Origin of the sequence: Vibrio sp. YYF0003, assembly GCF_036350715.1 — a bacterium.
GTDB lineage: Bacteria > Pseudomonadota > Gammaproteobacteria > Enterobacterales > Vibrionaceae > Vibrio > Vibrio natriegens.
The window spans coordinates 1322125-1339426 of the sequence record NZ_JAZDWA010000001.1; the positions used below are offsets into that span (position 1 = coordinate 1322125).

The window sequence follows — 17302 nt, forward strand, 5'->3', positions numbered from 1 at the left end:
TCGGTTAAAGACCAGCGCGTACGCGAGGGTCTACCCAATACATGATGAGGTCAGAAATGATGGTGCCGATAATGGTTAAGGTAGACATCAGCAATAGAATGTCGCCAGCCAGGTACATATCTTGGTTACGCAATGCGCTAAGCATGGTTGGTCCCATTGTCGGGATGTTCAACACCTGGCTTACAATCACGTCTGCACTGATAAGAAGTGGTAACTGCCAACCAATCGTCGCAGCAAGTGGTAGACACGCGACACGAATAGGGTATTTAACTAAGAGCGTAAATTCTTTTTGGCCTTTCGCTCGTGCAGTTTTTACATAAGGCTTTGTTAATTCATCGAGTAAGTTGGCACGCATAATACGAATGATACCCGCCATACCTGCGGTACCCGCAACGAGAATATACAACCAGCTACGACTAACACCGTCCATGAATTTGTCGAAACTCATAGGTTGAGAGATATACTCTGGCGAGTAAAGACCAGACAGCATCACGTCAAAAGAGTGATAACCAATTAGCAAGGCAACAATCGCAATAACAAAGTTAGGCGTTGCCATACCAATGAAGCCAAATATGGTTGCGATGTAATCGCCAAATGAGTATTGACGCAGAGCAGAGTAAACACCGATTGGAATAGCCAACGTAAATTTGAAAACCAGTACGGCACAGGCTAAAAGAATGGTAGGTAACAGTGTAGGCTGAATGTTATCCCAAACTGGTTTATTGTTAACCAGAGAAAGCCCGAGATCACCTGTAAGTAGACCTCCCATCCAACTTATGTAACGCTCATGCAACGGTTTATCCAAACCAAACATTTCACGCAAAACAAGTATCTGCTCTGGGTCGACATCTTGACCCATAGCGGCCATTTCTGCGATTTTTGCAGAAGCAAAATCACCTGGTGGTAAATCAATAACGACAAAAACTAAAATAGACACGACCAGCAAAGTGGTAAATACCGCCGCTAATCTTTGTCCTATATACAGAAAAAAACTGCTCATAATTATTCCTACATTTGCAACTTCGCAAACAGTTAAAACAAAAGGTTCGTTAGCCGCAGCTGCTAGTGACTGCGGCTAACAGGTCTGGTTTAACCATACCTAGTTCAACGAAATTACTTTGATTCCTTCCAAAGTTGAGCGGTACGCATGGGACCTGGCGAAGCGATACTGTATGAGTTTGGAACCTCAGTATCAGCATTGCGAACGCCTTTACGAATGATCACACCTTCATCCAGAGGCTGAACCGTACCAATTACATAGAAATTTTCTTTCGCAATATCAATAATTTGTTGCATCAGCTTAGACTGTTCTTCATGAGAAGACGTTTTCCCCATAGCTTGGTAAAGCTCAATTTGCTTCTTAACATGTGCAGGTGGCTCAACAGCATTAGCGTGTGAAGTATCTGTCATCCAGTAGTAGTAGCCTAAGCCCCAGGTAGACTCTGGGTTTTGAGGTGCATAGCTGCGGAAAGTATCCAACACACCGATACCACCATCACCTTTCGCTGGCGCTAAATCATATTCATTCGCCAAACGTTGAGTTTGCAGGTAAGAACCTTCAACGATACGGATATCCAGGAATACGCCCACGTCTTTCCAATCGTTTTTCACAAGCTCAAGAATGTCTGTAGTTTCACCAACGTGCTGTTGGTTAACCAACGCTTCAATACGCAGGCGGTTGCCATTTTTATCCAGGCGGTAGCCATCGTCGTCTTTCTTATTCAGACCGACTTTGTCTAACAGCTGGTTGGCAAGTTCTGGGTTGAACTCTGTGTATTGAGTTGCAAATTCCTCATCGTAGAATGCACTACCTTCTGAAGGCGCTGCTTGGTATGGCGCAACGACACCAGAGAAAATAGTCTCACTAATACCTTCACGATCAATTGCGTGAGAAAGTGCTACACGGAAATCTTTGTTAGAAAATAGTTCACGCTTAACTGGATCTTTGTGTGTTTGGTTTAAGCCAAGGATCTGCGCGTTCATGCTAGTACTTGGACGAGTCGCGTAAGTGTAGTCACCCTTCTTCTCGTTTTCGATGAGCATTGGACGGTACTTAGCTACGCCAATATGGCGAGTTTGGAAGTCTGTCTCACCAGCGGCAGCGCGAAGAACCATCTCTTCTTTATTCTCAGAGTAAGAGAAGTAAACCGTATCTAGGTAAGGTAATTGGTTACCCGCCGTATCGACTTGCCAATAGTATGGATTGCGTTCCCAAATTGCATATTGCGTTTGCGGACCTGGAGCGACTTTTACTTTCCAGGCGTTTACTGTAGGGCGGTCTGGGTTTTGGTAACTTTCCTGGAAGTAAATCGCACGACACTTAGTTTGGAAGTATTGCTGCCAGCTATCAAAGCCAGCAGCTTTTGCTTCTTCAGTCACTTTAGCGTTTACTTCAGGCAAAAATTGCTCACAGTAATGTTTCGGGAACTGAACGATGTTAGAACCATCCGTGTTCGCCAATTTACGAATGAACATACCATCGGCATTTTTTAGCGTGATTTTGATTGTGTGTTTGTCTACAACGGTACCGACTGCATCACCTGATTGACGAGCATAGAGTGGTTTGTTGCCAGACCAGTCTTCACGGTTAATTAAATCTAGGTAGAACTTGATGTCTTCCGCTGTAAACTCTGTTCCGTCAGACCATTTAACGCCTTTGCGCAAGCTGATCGTGTACTCTGTAAGCTCTGGGTTTACTGTGTAGCTAGTCGCTAGATTTGGCTCAATACCCGTGTAGTGACGGTTAAAGTTAAATAAGTTGTCGTACTTAAGCATACGCATACGGTGACCACGGTCCGCTTTTAAACCAAGCAGACGCAATTCACCACCGTATTGACCGATAGATTCAATCGGCTCAACAACAAGTGGGTTTTCAGGCAAACGCTCAGCAACAGGGGCTAGTTGCCCAGCTGCCACCAACTCTTTTAGCTGTGGGGCTTCGTTGTACGTATCCGCCAAAGCAGAAAAAGAGACAGAGGCTGCAACCGCGATAGCGACTTTGCCAAGTAGAGGTAAGCTATTCTTATAACTCATCAGTAACTCCCTGATTTGTATACAAATGTAAAGATTAATTCTTTCGTACTTCGCGTAGCCATTTAACTCAGCGAGGCACATTGCCAGCGTTCACGGCGACAATATACTGGTGTGTACCGGGTTCGATACGGCCAGTAATGGCCGGAACACTAGCTTGGGGATAAAGTAAATTGGTGTTGGGTGCGCATGGGTAGACTCGGGTTTTCCCCTCACCTTGCAATAAAATCAGTTCACTAAAGAGCCGCTCAGACTCCACTCGTGCAGGCTGAATCACCTGATGGCTAAACCAAGCTGACCAGCCATCTACGGCATACCCTGTCATCACAAATTCCAAAGCAAAGTCTGTGGTGATTTCATGGCTGCGAAGTTCACCCTGCTCAGTAAATTGTTGGCGCGTTTTCACCACACAACCTTCAAACGGCTGCCATAAAGAGACCAATGCATCGCCTTCACGATAGCTATTGATATTTCGGGTGCGGCTAAACCATTGACGAGTTTGCGGATGAGCAAAAGCGAAGATATTGTCTCCCGCCCAACCCTGCTCCAACCAATTAGTTGATTCAACACACAGCCCGTGCGCGGAGCTGTAGGCAAACTTGCTGTATTTGTCATTACAATTACGCAGCTCGTTTGCAGGTGCGCTATTGGTCAACAGATAACTGCCCTGACGGCGGGTAATCAGGTGGCGATCACCAATCCACGTGGCGGGCATATTGCTCGATAATGGTTGTTCTTCTACCGTCCAAAATGGATGCTGTTCAGGTAAATAAAGTGCGTTAAAGGCTTTAAGTGCCAGCATCGGTGACGCGTAACTGGTATAGAATTCACTCACGAGCAAGTTAGGGTAAGCAAAGCCCGGTAACAACTGTGCCTGTTGATCCCAGATTGGCTGATTCGCCCACCAGCGCATGGTTTGCATCCAGTAGCTTTTTGCCGTTGCGATATCAATATCAGGATGTTCAGTACGCGCTAATTCCGCCCAAAAAGCAGCACCAGCAAAGCGATAATTCAACGAGCGGCCGTAGCACAGAGGCTGACCATCTTCGCCAAACCAATATTGATAGCGATGAGAAAACTCTATTGCACGGTCAAGCAAAAGCTGACTGCCAGCACTCTGATAGTTGTCCCAGCGGGCGTACACCAATGCGTAAAGTTGGAAAGCAAACGGGTTGTAATAGTCCACCACACCTGTGAGACCATCTTGATACCATCCGTTTGTTAAATGCATTTCATCAATAAAAGCGAGGTCTTGTTCAAGCACCTGTTGCTGAATTTCCACACCCAACAACGATAGTGCTTTTAAGATCAGAACCCTAAACCAGCGCCAGTTATTAGGCGGCAACTCTAAATCGGAGACAGAATTTAACCAAGTCACAAGGTTAGTGCGCTGCTCGCGATCTAACGGCTGCCAGTAAAATTCGTTAGCATCGATCAACGCGACTGCAATCGATGACATCTCCACAACACGTTGGTCATAATTGCGTGGAAACTGCCAAAAGTCTTGGTGCATAGGATTGGTACCGTTGGCAATCAACTGGCGCAACTCGGCATGCTCATCTTTCAGCGCCTCTCCAGCTGGCACTGCGCCCCACATCAAACGACAAACATGTTCGATACCCGCGACGCTTTCTGTATAGTGCGCCGCGCTATTAAAGTGCGGCACGTCTTGTGTTGTTCCACGAACAACATCCATTTGGCGCTCTACAATCGCTTTTAGCATTTTCAGCGTTTCAGAACGGCCTGAGCATCCTTGCGCCGTATTTGCCAAACAATTCAAACTTATTGCCACGGGTTACTCGCTTAACAACAAAATCATCAATGAATGAATTAAAACTCATAACCTATAATTATTGAAACGCTTTTTTATATTTTTGATATAAAGATCAAAACTACGTTTTATTTTTTTAGTTCAATGCCCACCTAGCTCACAAAATTGAACTACCAAAAACAATAAAATTAAAACGATGTTTCATTTATCAATAATTTGCTTTCTTAGCATAGATTAAACGGGTTCTGATGTGCTGGGCTGATAGGACTACGGGATTGTAAGCACGCTGAAATAGAAAAATTAGCCTATGACAGCGTGCTCTTTAACAATGCCAGCAGAATTGCTCAAAGGATGGATGCGCACACCAGCCTAGGGATGGCGCATAAATCGAGCGTAATAGAGAGGTGGCAAGCCACGTTGCAAGCATCGCCCCATCGCATCAAGGTAAGGGCGAAGATGAGAGAAAAACTGATAATACCCGTCACACAGATAATGCTTTGCCGATATAGATAACTCCCCGTTTACATCGATCCGCTGCGCAGGGCAAGCGCCATGACATAGCGAACGTTGGTCACATCGCTGGCAATGGATTTGGCTACCAGTTGGCTTGCGGGTAGCAAATTGTTGCTGGATCGGCGTTTCTATCAAGTCAGGGTAATCTCGCTGGTTGATATTCCCCACTTTAAATTCTGGATAAACAAAATGGTCACAGCTATAGGCATCACCATTGTGCTCAATCACAAGATTCTCCCCACACTGAGGGGCGTGTACACAAATAGAAGACGGCATACCCAAATGCATGCCGAGCGCATTATCAAAATGGCTGACGTACACCTTACCAATGTCACCTTTGCGCCACTCTTCAAACACATCCACCATAAACTGACCAAACTGCTCTGGAGATACACTTCTCTCCGAAACACCTTTACCTTTTTCCGGTTCAACAATTGGAATGAACTGAATAAATGTCACCCCAAGTTGTGTCAGGTGCCGATATACTCGTTTACCATGATTGCCGTTGTGGTTTTGAATCACAGTCAGCACATTGGTATCGACCTGATACCTTTGTAGCGTCTGCAAACCTTGGATCACCTGACGATAAGAGCCCTTCCCACTGCGTGTTTTGCGGTAGTAGTCATGCAATTCTTCATCACCATCAATACTGATCCCAACCAAAAACTCATGCTGTTTAAGAAACTCGGCCCAACTGTCGTTAATCAGCACACCATTGGTTTGCAGCGTATTGATGATCTTCATTCCCGGGCGGGCATATTTTTTTTGCAGCGCCACTGCCTGGCGAAAAAATGCCAACCCTCTTAATGTCGGTTCCCCACCCTGCCAACCAAACGTCACTTCCGGACAACCAGCAGGCTGGCTCTCTATGTAGCTTTTTACGTGTGCCTCAAGTGTCGTGTCACCCATATCAAATTGCTTGGTTTGCGGGTAATAGTCGGTTTTGTCGAGATAGAAGCAATAGTCGCAATCTAAATTGCACAAAGGTCCAATCGGTTTGGACAAAATATGAAACGGACGCTTTGCTTTCGCTTTACTGATGGGAATAATAAGTGACACCGTAACTACACCTTGTTATTAGTTGACGAATTATTTTAAAACGCCATTTTAATTTATCATCAATCCGTGATCGCAAACAACATTTATAAAACAATGTTTCAATATAATATTTCAAACCCTCTACTATTGTGAATCATGAAAAAACCCAATTTACTCTATGTATTCCCCGATCAATTTCGCCTGATGTCGTTAGGTATCTGGCAAAATCCTGACTATCGTGACTTAATTCCCGGTGTGGGGGACCCTGTCCATACACCCCACCTTGATGCGTTTATCCAACAATCAACGTTGCTGAACAACGCCGTAAGTAACTGCCCAGTTTGTAGCCCACACCGCGGTAGCTTGATGACCGGGCAATTCCCATCACGCAGTGGTGTACCACTGAACTGTAACTCAGACCGCGTAGATTCCGAGTTGCCAGAAACCGCGATTTGTTTCACTGATGTCCTGTCAATGTCAGGCTATCACGTCGGATATATCGGCAAATGGCATTTGGATGTACCAACACCAAATGATCCAGTGCAGCCCGGTCATTACGTTGACCCGAATGTACCTGCCTGGGACTCGTACACCGAACCACAGCGCCGCCATGGAATCGATTATTGGTATGGTTACGGCACGTTTGATGAACACAACAATCCCCACTACTACGACACCGATGGCCGCCGTCACGAACCAAAGGTATGGTCGGCAGAACATGAAACCGACAAGGCGATTGAGTATCTGAAGAACGAACAAGGCCAGCGCGACGCAAACAAACCTTTTGCGCTGTTTATGTCGATGAACCCGCCACACAGCCCATACGACAGCCTTGACGATTGCCGTATAGAAGATTGGTTACGTTACAAAGACACGCCTGTTGATGAGCTTTTATTGCGCGAAAACGCTGATACGAGCCTCGAAAAAGCCAATAGCGCGCCTTATTACTTTGCCAATGTTACAGGCACCGACAGTGAGTTCGGCCGTCTGGTTGAGACACTGAAAGCGATGGGTGAATGGGACAATACCATCGTGGTATTTACCAGCGACCACGGAGAAACCTTGTGCAGCCAAAGCGTAAATGATGCCAAAAACTGCATCTATAACGAGGCATTTTCAGTACCTTTCATCGTAAAAGCTGCCGATCAGAGTCAGGCAAATCAACACCCAGCCTTTTTGAGCAGTGCTGATATTATGCCAACCGTATTGGGATTGATGGGGCTTTCATCATCTTGCCCAACCAATATTCATGGTCGCAATCTCGATGAGATTTTCCGCTCAGGTTCGATGGATACCAGCCCAACTTACGCTCTCTATCTGAAGAACATGAATACCGCGCCAGGTGCAGACGGTAAAATCCGTGGCTATTTCGCTTCAGTTCGAGGCATTAAGACTGAGCGCTACTCCTTAGCACTACATATTGATGATTTCGGCCAAGTCGAAAAAACCCAATTTTTCGACAACATCAAAGATCCCTACCAAACCAATAACCTAGCTTTCGACCCTGAACAAGCGGACCTTCGTCGCCTATTACGCGCCATGGCAGAAGAATTGGTTCGAACCGACGATCCATGGGCTGACGGCCGAGTGCTTGATCACCTGCTTCCATATGACTTGTTCATTCACAGTGGAACCGATAAGGAATTCTCATGAGTAACGATACACTCCCTAATGTAATTATTATGTATGCCGATGATCTCGGTTTCGGCGATTTGAGCTGTTACGGTGCCAACGACATTCCAACGCCTAACCTGGATAAACTGGCTGAAGAAGGGCTTAAATTCCATCAAGGTTATGCCACGGCGGCGACGTGTACGCCTTCGCGCTATAGTTTACTGACAGGCTCTTATCCTTGGCGTAACCCTAACGCAGCTGTTTTACCTGGCGATGCCCCGCAGATCATCACCATCTCTGATTTCACGATGCCAAAAATGTTCCAAAAGGTCGGCTATCGCACCGGCATCGTCGGTAAATGGCATTTAGGGCTCGGCAATGGTGAACTCGATTTCAATCAAGAAATTCAGGGAACACCAAACGATGTCGGTTTTGACGATTCCTACATTATGGCTGCGACCAATGACCGTGTTCCATGTGTCTACATCGACAATCGCCATGTTGATAACCTCGATCCTTCAGACCCGATTGAAGTGACCTACGATTGGGATCAAGCCTTTGATGACGTACCTACAGGCCGCCACAACCCAGAGCTTCTGGATGTCATGTACGATCATGGCCACGACGGCACGATCATCAATGGCGTTAGCCGTATCGGTCACATGCGCGGCGGTCAATCCGCAATCTGGGATGATGAAACCATGGGCGAAGTCTTTGCCGACAAAGCCATTGAGTTTATCGAGCAAAACCAAGATCAGCCGTTTTTCCTTTACTACGCCTTGCATCAACCGCACGTACCGCGTATTCCGAACCCTCGCTTTAGAGGCGTGACACCTCACGGTGTTCGCGGCGATGTAATCGTCGAAATGGATTGGTGTATTGGGCAGGTCCTCGATAAATTGGAAGAGCTGCAACTGGCAAACAATACGATCGTGATCTTCTCCAGCGACAACGGTCCGGTATTAAACGATGGCTATAAAGATCAAGCAGTTGAGTTCAACGGCGAACATCGAATGGCTGGCCCACTGCGCGGCGGAAAGTACAGCCTCTTTGAAGGTGGTACCCGAGTGCCATTTATTGTCCGCTGGCCAAACGGCGCTACCCGAGGAGAAACAGAAGCCTTGTTCAACCAAGTCGACCTTTATCACTGTTTTGCTCAGCTAACCGGCAGTGAACTGCAAGAGGAAGAAGCGCCAGATAGCCAACCACTGCTAGACACGTTACTGGGTAAGGAACCTCAAGGCCGAGACAATATGGTGCTTGAAGGGATGCAATACAAAAAGGTATTCAGAGACCAGCGTTACGCTTATATTCCGCCGCACGATGACGATTTTATCTGCCAATATACGGGGAATGAAAAAGGCAACCTCTCTAGCGCTCAGTTATTTGATTTACAGGATGATATTGGCCAGGTTGTTAACCTCGCCGAGCAGTATCCCGAAAAAGTAGAAGAGTTAGCTGCTCTGCTTGAAAAGAGTATTAAAGCACCAGGCACTCGTTAATTGCTTCTCTTAGATGTGCTGGTTATTGGAGACAGTTTACAAGCGATTTTTGGTACGCAGTCTGACTCAATTAAGTCAGAAGTGCACAGCGTACTTGCGACCTCCTGATCTTACCTCCGCCCATCTGGGTAAGATTTGCCAACCTCCCTGTGAGGTTGGCTTTTTCGTTTTTCCTTTATTGCAGGTTTTTGACCGGTGACGAATTAAGAGCGTTCCAAAAGCGCATTAAGGTTTCGGGCGATTTCTTCAGCCGCCAGCATTCCGCGGTTGAGTGACCACAGTTGCGGTGAAACCTCGATAACTTGTTGCTTTTTGACTGAAGTCAGCAATTTGAACAATGGATTTTTGCGCCATTCATCGACAACATTGGGGGTGGAATACAGCCCAATCAGTAACCAATCTGGGTTAGTTTTGAGAAGAAACTCAAAACTTGTCGGCAAATAAGCCGTTTGCGTTTTGTCGTCCAGAGGACTGTTTAGCCCCAGAGTCGTTAACACTCCACCAGCGTAAGACACCGGACTATGTAGCCACATCCCCTTATCCGAGACGACACCAAACTGTATAGTCTCTTGAGTAGCAAAGTGCTGTTTAAACTGCGCCATCGTTTGATGATGCTGCTCGACTCGATGCATCATTTGATCTATCTTTCCAATCGCGACACCAATTTTTAATGCAGACTCCAGATTCTCTTGGTACGTCTCACCACGACTTTTTAGCAACAATGTTGGCGCTATTCGCTGCAAATCCTCATAGATAGTACGATGACGTTCCGCGTCAGCAATGATGAGATCCGGCTTGAGTTGTGCAATCACTTCTAGGCTAGGCTGTGACCTAGCACCAACAGACTGCCAAGGTTCTACTTTCTCTCTAACGGCGGCAATGACGCGTGTTGGGTCTTTATCATCGGCAACACCAACTGGCGACACATCTACTGCGGCTAAGGCATCCACAAAAGAAAACTCTAAAACAACGACACGTTCTGGAATCGTTTCTATCTCGAATGTGCCCTGCTCATCTTGAACGGTGCGCATCTGAGCCATGGCTGAAGATGAAGCAATGACAAGCATAAGCAACATTAGTGAACACACCAAAAAACGGTCAGTCGCCAATCGAGCTTTATTTTCCATAACAATATTCTCCAATACTATGATCGGCAAAGTCGCCAACTTAAGCTGACGACTTTTTTCTAGATCAGTAAATCAAGTTCAAGGCGCTAAAACTGGTAGTTCAGATCAAGCGTGTAAGAGCGTCCAGGCGCTGGGTAGCGACCAACAGGGCTAGTATCGATTCCGCGGAAGTAATAATCTTCATCAAACAGATTGTTCACGGCGACATTCATGCGCAGCTTACCTTTTTCATCCTTGTATAAGTCCGTACCTAAGTTAAAGTTCCAGACCATATAAGACGGTACTTTACCAGTTGCTCCCGTACTATCCTCAGAGCTAGTGTTGGCGTTATCGGTATACGCATCGCTGAAATAGAAACCAGATAAAGTGGTATCTACGCCAGAGAAGACATAAGTCGCATCCCAGCCAAGTTGGTGCTTGGAAGAAAACGGTAGCTGATTGCCTTTGTTGTCACCGTCTTCTTCGAGTGTGGCATCTAAATAGTTGTAGCTTGCCCCCAGGCTGAGTAACGGTAATGACTCGGGAACATATCGAGCTGACAGTTCAATACCCTGATGCAGTGTTTTACCAATGTTGTCAAAAGTTTGCGTCGCACTCTGCCATTGCAGTTGATCCTCGAAATCAACGCGGTAAATCGCTGCGTTGAAACTTGTCTCGTTCTGAGTAAAACGCGCGCCCACTTCGTAGTTCCACGCCAACTCACTGCCCTCTTCACCCAAGCCTCGAATGTAAGCAATCTGAGGTGCACGCAGAGATTTTTGCGCATTTGCGTACGTGACCCACTGTTCATTTAGACTATAAGCCAGCGTCAAACCGGGTAACCACTCCGTCACTTTATTATCTGCGCTTTGTTCTTTTCCAAGATCGTCAAAGCTCATATCAACCGATTCAAAACGCAATCCAGGCGTGATTTTGAGTGTATCGTTGAATAGACCAATTTCATTGCTGATGTAACCCGCAAACGCATCGGTATCTAAGTGCCAGTCACGCGGTACATTGGTGGTACCTCCAGAGAGAGGCGTTTGCGTAAGTTTGTAATCGATATCTTCGTTTACGTAACGAGCACCAATAATCCAGTTTTGAGTAACGGACTGACCTTCACCAAAATACATTGCTAATTTCGGCTCGATACCATACACAGTAAATTCGCGAGGTGAGGTACGGATATCCGTGGACGGCAAAGCGGGATCAGCCCAGTGCCCACCAGCACTATTAAAGCCCCACTGGAAAAAACGCTCGGATTGATGACCAAAAGTTAGTAACTCAAGTTCAGCACTGTCTGCAAAGGCTAAATCGTGAATGTATTTTACGCTCCAACGCGTCGATTCACCCTGATACTCATCGTATTGGCGTTTCGACTGCTCACGATCTTGCTGATAATCTTCAGGAGAAAGTGCACCCGGCATTTGAGTGTCTGCTTCATAACGTTGAATAAATGCCTGAAGCTCTTGCGTATCACTAAGTAACCACTGAACTTTGGCTTGGAAATTTTTCACATCCGTATCTGAATGTTCACGGAAGCTCTCACCTTTTAAAAAGTTACCTTCCAATTGCAAAGCGAAAGTATCACTTAACCACCCCCCAGTTCTCAGGTAGAAATCGTTGAGCGGTGTATCTCCGCCTTCAAATACTGTCAGACGATTACTGATCTCCGTCTGCCAAGTGTGGGGAATCGGTTTGGTGACTAAGTTGATCACGCCACCTACGTTGTTTGGTCCGTACTGAACCGCCGCTCCGCCGCGAACAATGTCAATTCGTTCAATCATGGACAACGTCGCTGGGAAAATAGACTGACCAGTATGGCCATATGGTGCGAGAGTTAGGGGAACACCATCCATGAGCATTTGAGCATGACCACTGCGACTCGCATTTAAACCACGCACTGAAATGTTGGGTAGGACTCCCGTTCCGGTTTCATCCTGAACTTTGATACCAGGAACACTTTGCAGCGCGCCATCAATCGAACTTGCCGCCGTTTTTTTGATTTGATCACTGGTGATGATGGTTCGTGCGCCTGGATACTCTTTAACGTCTTCAATTTCAGAATTACCTATCACGCTACCCGTAACGACAACGGTTTCCATTGCTGTCGTATTGACTTCAGAAGGTGAAGCACTTGCCTGAGATACCATCGTTGTTGAAGCTAGCGAGGACACTATCGCAATAGCCAAAGGATGCATGGTCAACATTTTGTTCATTCGTTCATTCCGTTTCATTATATATGACATACAAATACGAATGAGAACAAATATTAATTATGTTTTCAACATTAACTTGGAAAACATTTTTTATTTACCTTAAAAACACAGACGACAACAAAAAACTAACGCAACATCCTCTCTTCAAAAACAAAAAACCCGCATTCAAACCGGAATGCGGGTGGCTTTAAGTAAGGTAAAGCAGTGGATTATTAATAGAACTGGAAATTAGAACGAGTATTTCGCTACAAACTTAAGGCCGTAACCGTCTTTCTTCTCTTCGCCTTCCTGTTCTACAGAACCAGTTTGAACGACAAAGTCTGTTTTGAATGAATCTGTTACATCGTAGCCAAGACCTAGGTATGCAGTTTGCGCTTCTACAGCCGTACCTTGTAGGTCACCGTCTGCGTATTGAAGTGAACCGTAAACTTTGAAACAGTCAAATGTGTACGCTGCTGCTACAGAGTAAGTTTCACCGTCGTTTGGAGATTCAAGAGTAAGCTCAACACTGTCGCTTGCTTTCAAGCTCGCTGCGTTTTCGAAAGAAATGAATGCCGCGCCAAATTTGAAATCACCCAGCGTTACGTCACCTGCTAAACCGACAGAGTTAGCTTTGTCACCGTCAGAACCATAAGCTACCGCTGCAGAAAAATCGTCTACTTTGTAGTTTAGAGATGTAGCAAAGTTTGCTTCGTTGTCTGAGTCACTGTCCGTTTCGTAGTTTGCTGAAAACTCAAGATCGTTGATTGTTTTCTTGTAACGGATACCTTGGCCATCTACACCACCTTGACCGATGATGTATAGGTTAGAACCTTCTCCTTGTTTCGCTTTTTCAACTGCACCGAATGAGTTACCTGTATCACCGAAAGAGAAGTTACCGTAAGTAGTGTGGTCAAATTCTAATTTAATATCAGCGAATTCTGCATTACGGTTTTCTTTTGTCACACTGTCGCCAGCATTAATTGCGAAAGAACCGATTAGTTTCGCATCTTCATTCAATTGATGCGTACCTTTAACTTTTAGGTGTGCATCGGTAAATACGTGTGGTTCTTTCTTTTTATCATCAGCATTAACGTAGATTGCGATACCTTTTGCCCAACCTGACATTTCAACTGTATTTTCGTCTGATTTGTAAATTTCGCCAGCTGCTGCTGCACCAGTAAATAGAACAGAAATTGCAATAGCTAAAGGTTTGATGTTCATATCGTACTCCATGTGTTGCATAATTTTCATCGCAACTAATTGTATTAAAAGTATTTATAGGCTAAGAGATTACATTCTTATGCTGAATGTGCTTCTGGGATAATATTATCGAAATAAATTAAATTTAATATTGAAATATTATTTTAATTTTAATAAACAAGATCAAGATCATAATTAAACCCATATTTGCAAAGTAACGATATGCAGTTTCATGCATTTAAATTGCTAGTTTACGGCGTATTTTATTGATTAAGATCAAACACAAGATCAATCATTATTGAGGTGGCGGGGTTTGATATATAAATATGTTTTAAAAACAAACAATACAGTGATGATAAAATTGTGAAATAATAAAAATAAAAATTAGATATGAATCGCAATTCTATTTATAGATATATTCTTTATTATTTTAAAAATGCTAAGGGCGGGATTGGATATATAAATATATCTCTGAACATTGAAGATAATTGATTTCGCATCTTTGAGGATTATGATTTTCACATGAATGAGACGCTGGCTAAACAGCAGACAAGAGCCCTAAATCCAGCATGATGCTCGAGTGCTTGCGCGTATAAATGCTGTGTTCCAGGTTTCTGAGGGGTGGGATGTTATGATGAGTTCGTAAGCTTTGCAGATTCAACCAACCAGCAAGACTCAGTAGATCAATGGGTTTTAAGATAGACAAAATAAAAAGTCCCCTCATTTCTGAAGGGACTCTTTCTAGTGATTTGTAGCGTTCTTAGGTCAGCAATTCATTTAGGCTTTTGCTGTCTGTTTGTAGCGGTCAAAGATAACCGCTGCTAGTAGAATTAAACCACGAACAACGTATTGAGAAAACGGAGACATGTTCAGGAGGTTCATCGCGTTTTCTACAGTACCCAGAATTAATACACCAGCGATAACGTAAGAGACTTTACCGATACCACCTTTAAGCGAAACACCACCCAGAACACAAGCAGAGATAACCACCAGTTCAAAACCAACCGAAGTCATTGGCTGACCAGAAGTCATACGAGCAGCCAGAATAACACCCGCTAGTGCAGCCATGAAACCAGAGATGGTGTAAATCATCATCTTGGTCTTAACCACGTTTACACCTGCCAGACGTGCAGCTTCTTCGTTGCCACCAATCGCCAGTGTATTACGGCCATAAACGGTACGGTTCAGTAAGAATGTGAAGACAGCGAATGTAATCAGTGTTAGCCAAATTGGTGTTGGAATACCGATGAAAGAAGAATTACCTAACGCGAAGAAGCTCTCTTCTGTGATACCTACCGCTTTACCGTCAGATATGATGTAGCCTAGACCACGAGCGATCTGCATGGTTGCGAGCGTCGTGATCAGTGCGTTGATTTGCAGTTTGGCGATAACAAAGCCGTTTAACAGACCAAATGCCACACCAGAAAGTAGGCCAGCACCCACACCCAGAACGACGCTGCTGGTCGCGTTGATAGCCACAGCGGTGACAACACCTGAACATGCGATTACTGAGGCAACAGAAAGGTCAAGGTCACCACAAGCAAGACAGAACAGCATGGCACATGCCACCATACCACTCATCGAGATTGCCAGGCCTAAGCCTTTCATGTTGATGAAGGTTGCAAAGTAGGGAACGAAAAGGCAGCAGAGTATAAACAGGCCTGCAAACACCATTAGCATTCCGAATTTATCCCAGATTTTACCGAAGCTAAAGCTGCCAGTTTTTGGAGCTGACTCTATCGCTTTTGTAGGGTTAGAAGTAGACATAATGATATTCCTTAATTTTAAGCGGCTGCCGACTCTTCTTTATCTAGCATGGCCAGACGAAGCGCGGTTTGTTCATTAAATTCGTCGCGTTGTAGTTCACCGGTTACCGCGCCGTCTTTCATAACAAGTACACGGTCAGAGATACCCAACACTTCTGGTAAATCGCTGGAAACAACGAGTACCGTTACTCCGTTTTCTGCCAGCTTAAAAATGAGTTCGTAAATTTCAGATTTGGCGCCCACATCGATACCACGAGTAGGTTCATCCAGTAAGATGACGCTCATTGCCGTTGACAACCAACGACCAAGAATCACTTTCTGCTGGTTACCGCCTGAAAGCTTGCCAATTGGCTGCTCCAGAGAAGAAGCTTTGACATTCAGCGCTTCTTTTTGCTTCGAGGCATTCTTCTTTTCCCAGTCGAAATCAATCAAGCTCTTGAATTTTAAATGCCAAGGGCGAGCACTGATGTTGGTGTTCTCTTGTACCGACATGATAGGAACGATGCCGTCTGCTTTGCGGTCTTCCGAACAAAGCGTAATGCCGTAACGAATCGCATCTTGCGGGTTTTTGACGCCAATTTTGACATCGTGTAAGTAAAGATCGCCGCCTGTTTTTTTATCTGCACCGAAAATAAGACGAGTAAGCTCAGTACGACCTGCGCCAACCAATCCAAACAAACCAAGAACTTCACCTTGTTTGACATCCAGTGACACCGGTGCGGTCAACCCTGGGCCTTCGAAGTTTTCAATGCGTAAACCACTCTTACCATGTTCACGCGGGCGGTAGTTGAAGATGTCACTAATTTCACGGCCAACCATCAGTTCAACTAGACGATCGTTAGTCAGCTGAGAAAGGTCAGTAAATGACTGCACGTGCTGGCCATCTTTGAAGATAGTTAATGCATCACAAAGATCGAAAATCTCTTCCATACGGTGCGATACGTACATAATGATTTTGCCCGCATCACGCAGTTCACGGATAACCTTGAATAAGTTTTGAATTTCGCGCTGTGACAAACTACTGGTTGGCTCATCAAATGCGATAATTTGTGCGTTTCGGCTCAGTGCTTTGGCGATTTCAACCATCTGCCATTGGCCAATAGACAACTCTTTTAGCTGGCAAGATGGGTCGAATGTTTCACCTAAACGCTCCAACTGAACTCGTGCGTTCTTGTTGAGGGTTTCTGTATCCACTCGGCCAGCCTTGGTCGGCAGTTGACCAAGATAAATATTTTCTGCAACCGTCAACTCAGGAACCAAGTTGAGCTCTTGATAAATAATGGCAATACCGTGCTCAAGCGCATCATTGGTTGAATTCAGCGCTACTTCTTTACCATCAATAGCGATGTGACCTTCCGTAGGCTTATGAAAACCACTTAAGGTTTTGAGTAAAGTTGATTTACCAGCACCATTTTCACCCATCAAAGCATGAACACTGCCCGCATCGGCGCGGAAGCTCACGTTGTTCAATGCCTTAACACCTGGGAAGTGCTTCGAGATGTTTCGAAACTCTATGTAAGAGGGGGACTTCGCCATGACATTCTCTCCGTTAAATCAGTTG

General features: G+C 45.2%; 11 protein-coding genes and 1 pseudogene. 3 read left to right on the forward strand and 9 right to left on the reverse strand.

Annotated features, from left to right (window positions below; translation table 11 throughout):
• Window positions 1-4: 4 nt before the first annotated feature.
• The 4 genes from V1U08_RS05745 to V1U08_RS05760 form a co-directional block, all read right to left on the reverse strand.
• On the reverse strand, window positions 5-1000 hold the full coding sequence (locus V1U08_RS05745) for an ABC transporter permease (RefSeq protein ID WP_014235060.1): 996 nt from the start codon (window positions 998-1000) through the stop codon (window positions 5-7).
• A 113-nt stretch (window positions 1001-1113) separates the two neighbouring features.
• Window positions 1114-3033, reverse strand: a complete 1920-nt coding sequence (locus V1U08_RS05750; RefSeq protein ID WP_330470151.1) for an ABC transporter substrate-binding protein — start codon at window positions 3031-3033, stop codon at window positions 1114-1116.
• A gap of 67 nt (window positions 3034-3100) precedes the next feature.
• Window positions 3101-4822 carry a DUF2264 domain-containing protein gene (locus tag V1U08_RS05755; RefSeq protein WP_330470152.1) on the reverse strand — a complete coding sequence of 574 codons (1722 nt, stop codon included), beginning with the start codon at window positions 4820-4822 and terminating at the stop codon, window positions 3101-3103.
• Between the two features lie 348 nt (window positions 4823-5170).
• Complete coding sequence (locus V1U08_RS05760; protein ID WP_065303155.1) at window positions 5171-6373, reverse strand: anaerobic sulfatase maturase; 1203 nt, start codon at window positions 6371-6373, stop codon at window positions 5171-5173.
• Window positions 6374-6508: 135 nt separating this feature from the next.
• Between V1U08_RS05760 and V1U08_RS05765 the strand changes: the two genes are divergently transcribed.
• The 3 genes and pseudogenes from V1U08_RS05765 to V1U08_RS22905 form a co-directional block, all read left to right on the forward strand.
• Window positions 6509-8005: a sulfatase family protein gene (locus tag V1U08_RS05765; RefSeq protein WP_330470153.1), complete on the forward strand. Its 1497-nt coding sequence runs from the start codon at window positions 6509-6511 to the stop codon at window positions 8003-8005.
• On the forward strand, window positions 8002-9468 hold the full coding sequence (locus tag V1U08_RS05770; protein ID WP_330470154.1) for a sulfatase family protein: 1467 nt from the start codon (window positions 8002-8004) through the stop codon (window positions 9466-9468). Before V1U08_RS05765 ends, V1U08_RS05770 begins: the two co-directional genes overlap by 4 nt.
• Before the next feature lie 12 nt (window positions 9469-9480).
• Window positions 9481-9576 (forward strand): annotated as a pseudogene (locus tag V1U08_RS22905) (glucose PTS transporter subunit EIIB); the annotation flags it as partial.
• A gap of 95 nt (window positions 9577-9671) precedes the next feature.
• Here V1U08_RS22905 and V1U08_RS05775 read toward each other — a convergent pair.
• The 5 genes from V1U08_RS05775 to araG form a co-directional block, all read right to left on the reverse strand.
• Complete coding sequence (locus V1U08_RS05775; protein ID WP_330470155.1) at window positions 9672-10595, reverse strand: Fe(3+) dicitrate ABC transporter substrate-binding protein; 924 nt, start codon at window positions 10593-10595, stop codon at window positions 9672-9674.
• An 86-nt stretch (window positions 10596-10681) separates the two neighbouring features.
• Window positions 10682-12793 carry a TonB-dependent receptor family protein gene (locus V1U08_RS05780; protein WP_443089731.1) on the reverse strand — a complete coding sequence of 704 codons (2112 nt, stop codon included), beginning with the start codon at window positions 12791-12793 and terminating at the stop codon, window positions 10682-10684.
• 228 nt (window positions 12794-13021) lie between these two features.
• Complete coding sequence (locus V1U08_RS05785; protein ID WP_020334996.1) at window positions 13022-13996, reverse strand: porin; 975 nt, start codon at window positions 13994-13996, stop codon at window positions 13022-13024.
• 756 nt (window positions 13997-14752) lie between these two features.
• Window positions 14753-15742 (reverse strand): L-arabinose ABC transporter permease AraH, encoded by a 990-nt coding sequence (gene araH, locus V1U08_RS05790; protein WP_014235069.1) that lies wholly within the window; start codon window positions 15740-15742, stop codon window positions 14753-14755.
• Window positions 15743-15759: 17 nt separating this feature from the next.
• A complete protein-coding gene (araG, locus tag V1U08_RS05795) occupies window positions 15760-17277 on the reverse strand; it encodes an L-arabinose ABC transporter ATP-binding protein AraG (protein ID WP_330470156.1) in 1518 nt (505 codons plus the stop codon).
• Between the last annotated feature and the right edge of the window lie 25 nt (window positions 17278-17302).

What these genes read in the sequence shown, in the direction of transcription:
- V1U08_RS05785 (WP_020334996.1), bottom strand. Translation starts at nt 13,996, where the DNA reads ATGAACATCAAACCTTTAGCTATTGCAATTTCTGTTCTATTTACTGGT.
- V1U08_RS05770 (WP_330470154.1), top strand. Translation starts at nt 8,002, where the DNA reads ATGAGTAACGATACACTCCCTAATGTAATTATTATGTATGCCGATGAT.
- V1U08_RS05765 (WP_330470153.1), top strand. Translation starts at nt 6,509, where the DNA reads ATGAAAAAACCCAATTTACTCTATGTATTCCCCGATCAATTTCGCCTG.
- V1U08_RS05775 (WP_330470155.1), bottom strand. Translation starts at nt 10,595, where the DNA reads ATGGAAAATAAAGCTCGATTGGCGACTGACCGTTTTTTGGTGTGTTCA.
- V1U08_RS05780 (WP_443089731.1), bottom strand. Translation starts at nt 12,793, where the DNA reads ATGAACAAAATGTTGACCATGCATCCTTTGGCTATTGCGATAGTGTCC.
- araG (WP_330470156.1), bottom strand. Translation starts at nt 17,277, where the DNA reads ATGGCGAAGTCCCCCTCTTACATAGAGTTTCGAAACATCTCGAAGCAC.
- V1U08_RS05745 (WP_014235060.1), bottom strand. Translation starts at nt 1,000, where the DNA reads ATGAGCAGTTTTTTTCTGTATATAGGACAAAGATTAGCGGCGGTATTT.
- araH (WP_014235069.1), bottom strand. Translation starts at nt 15,742, where the DNA reads ATGTCTACTTCTAACCCTACAAAAGCGATAGAGTCAGCTCCAAAAACT.
- V1U08_RS05750 (WP_330470151.1), bottom strand. Translation starts at nt 3,033, where the DNA reads ATGAGTTATAAGAATAGCTTACCTCTACTTGGCAAAGTCGCTATCGCG.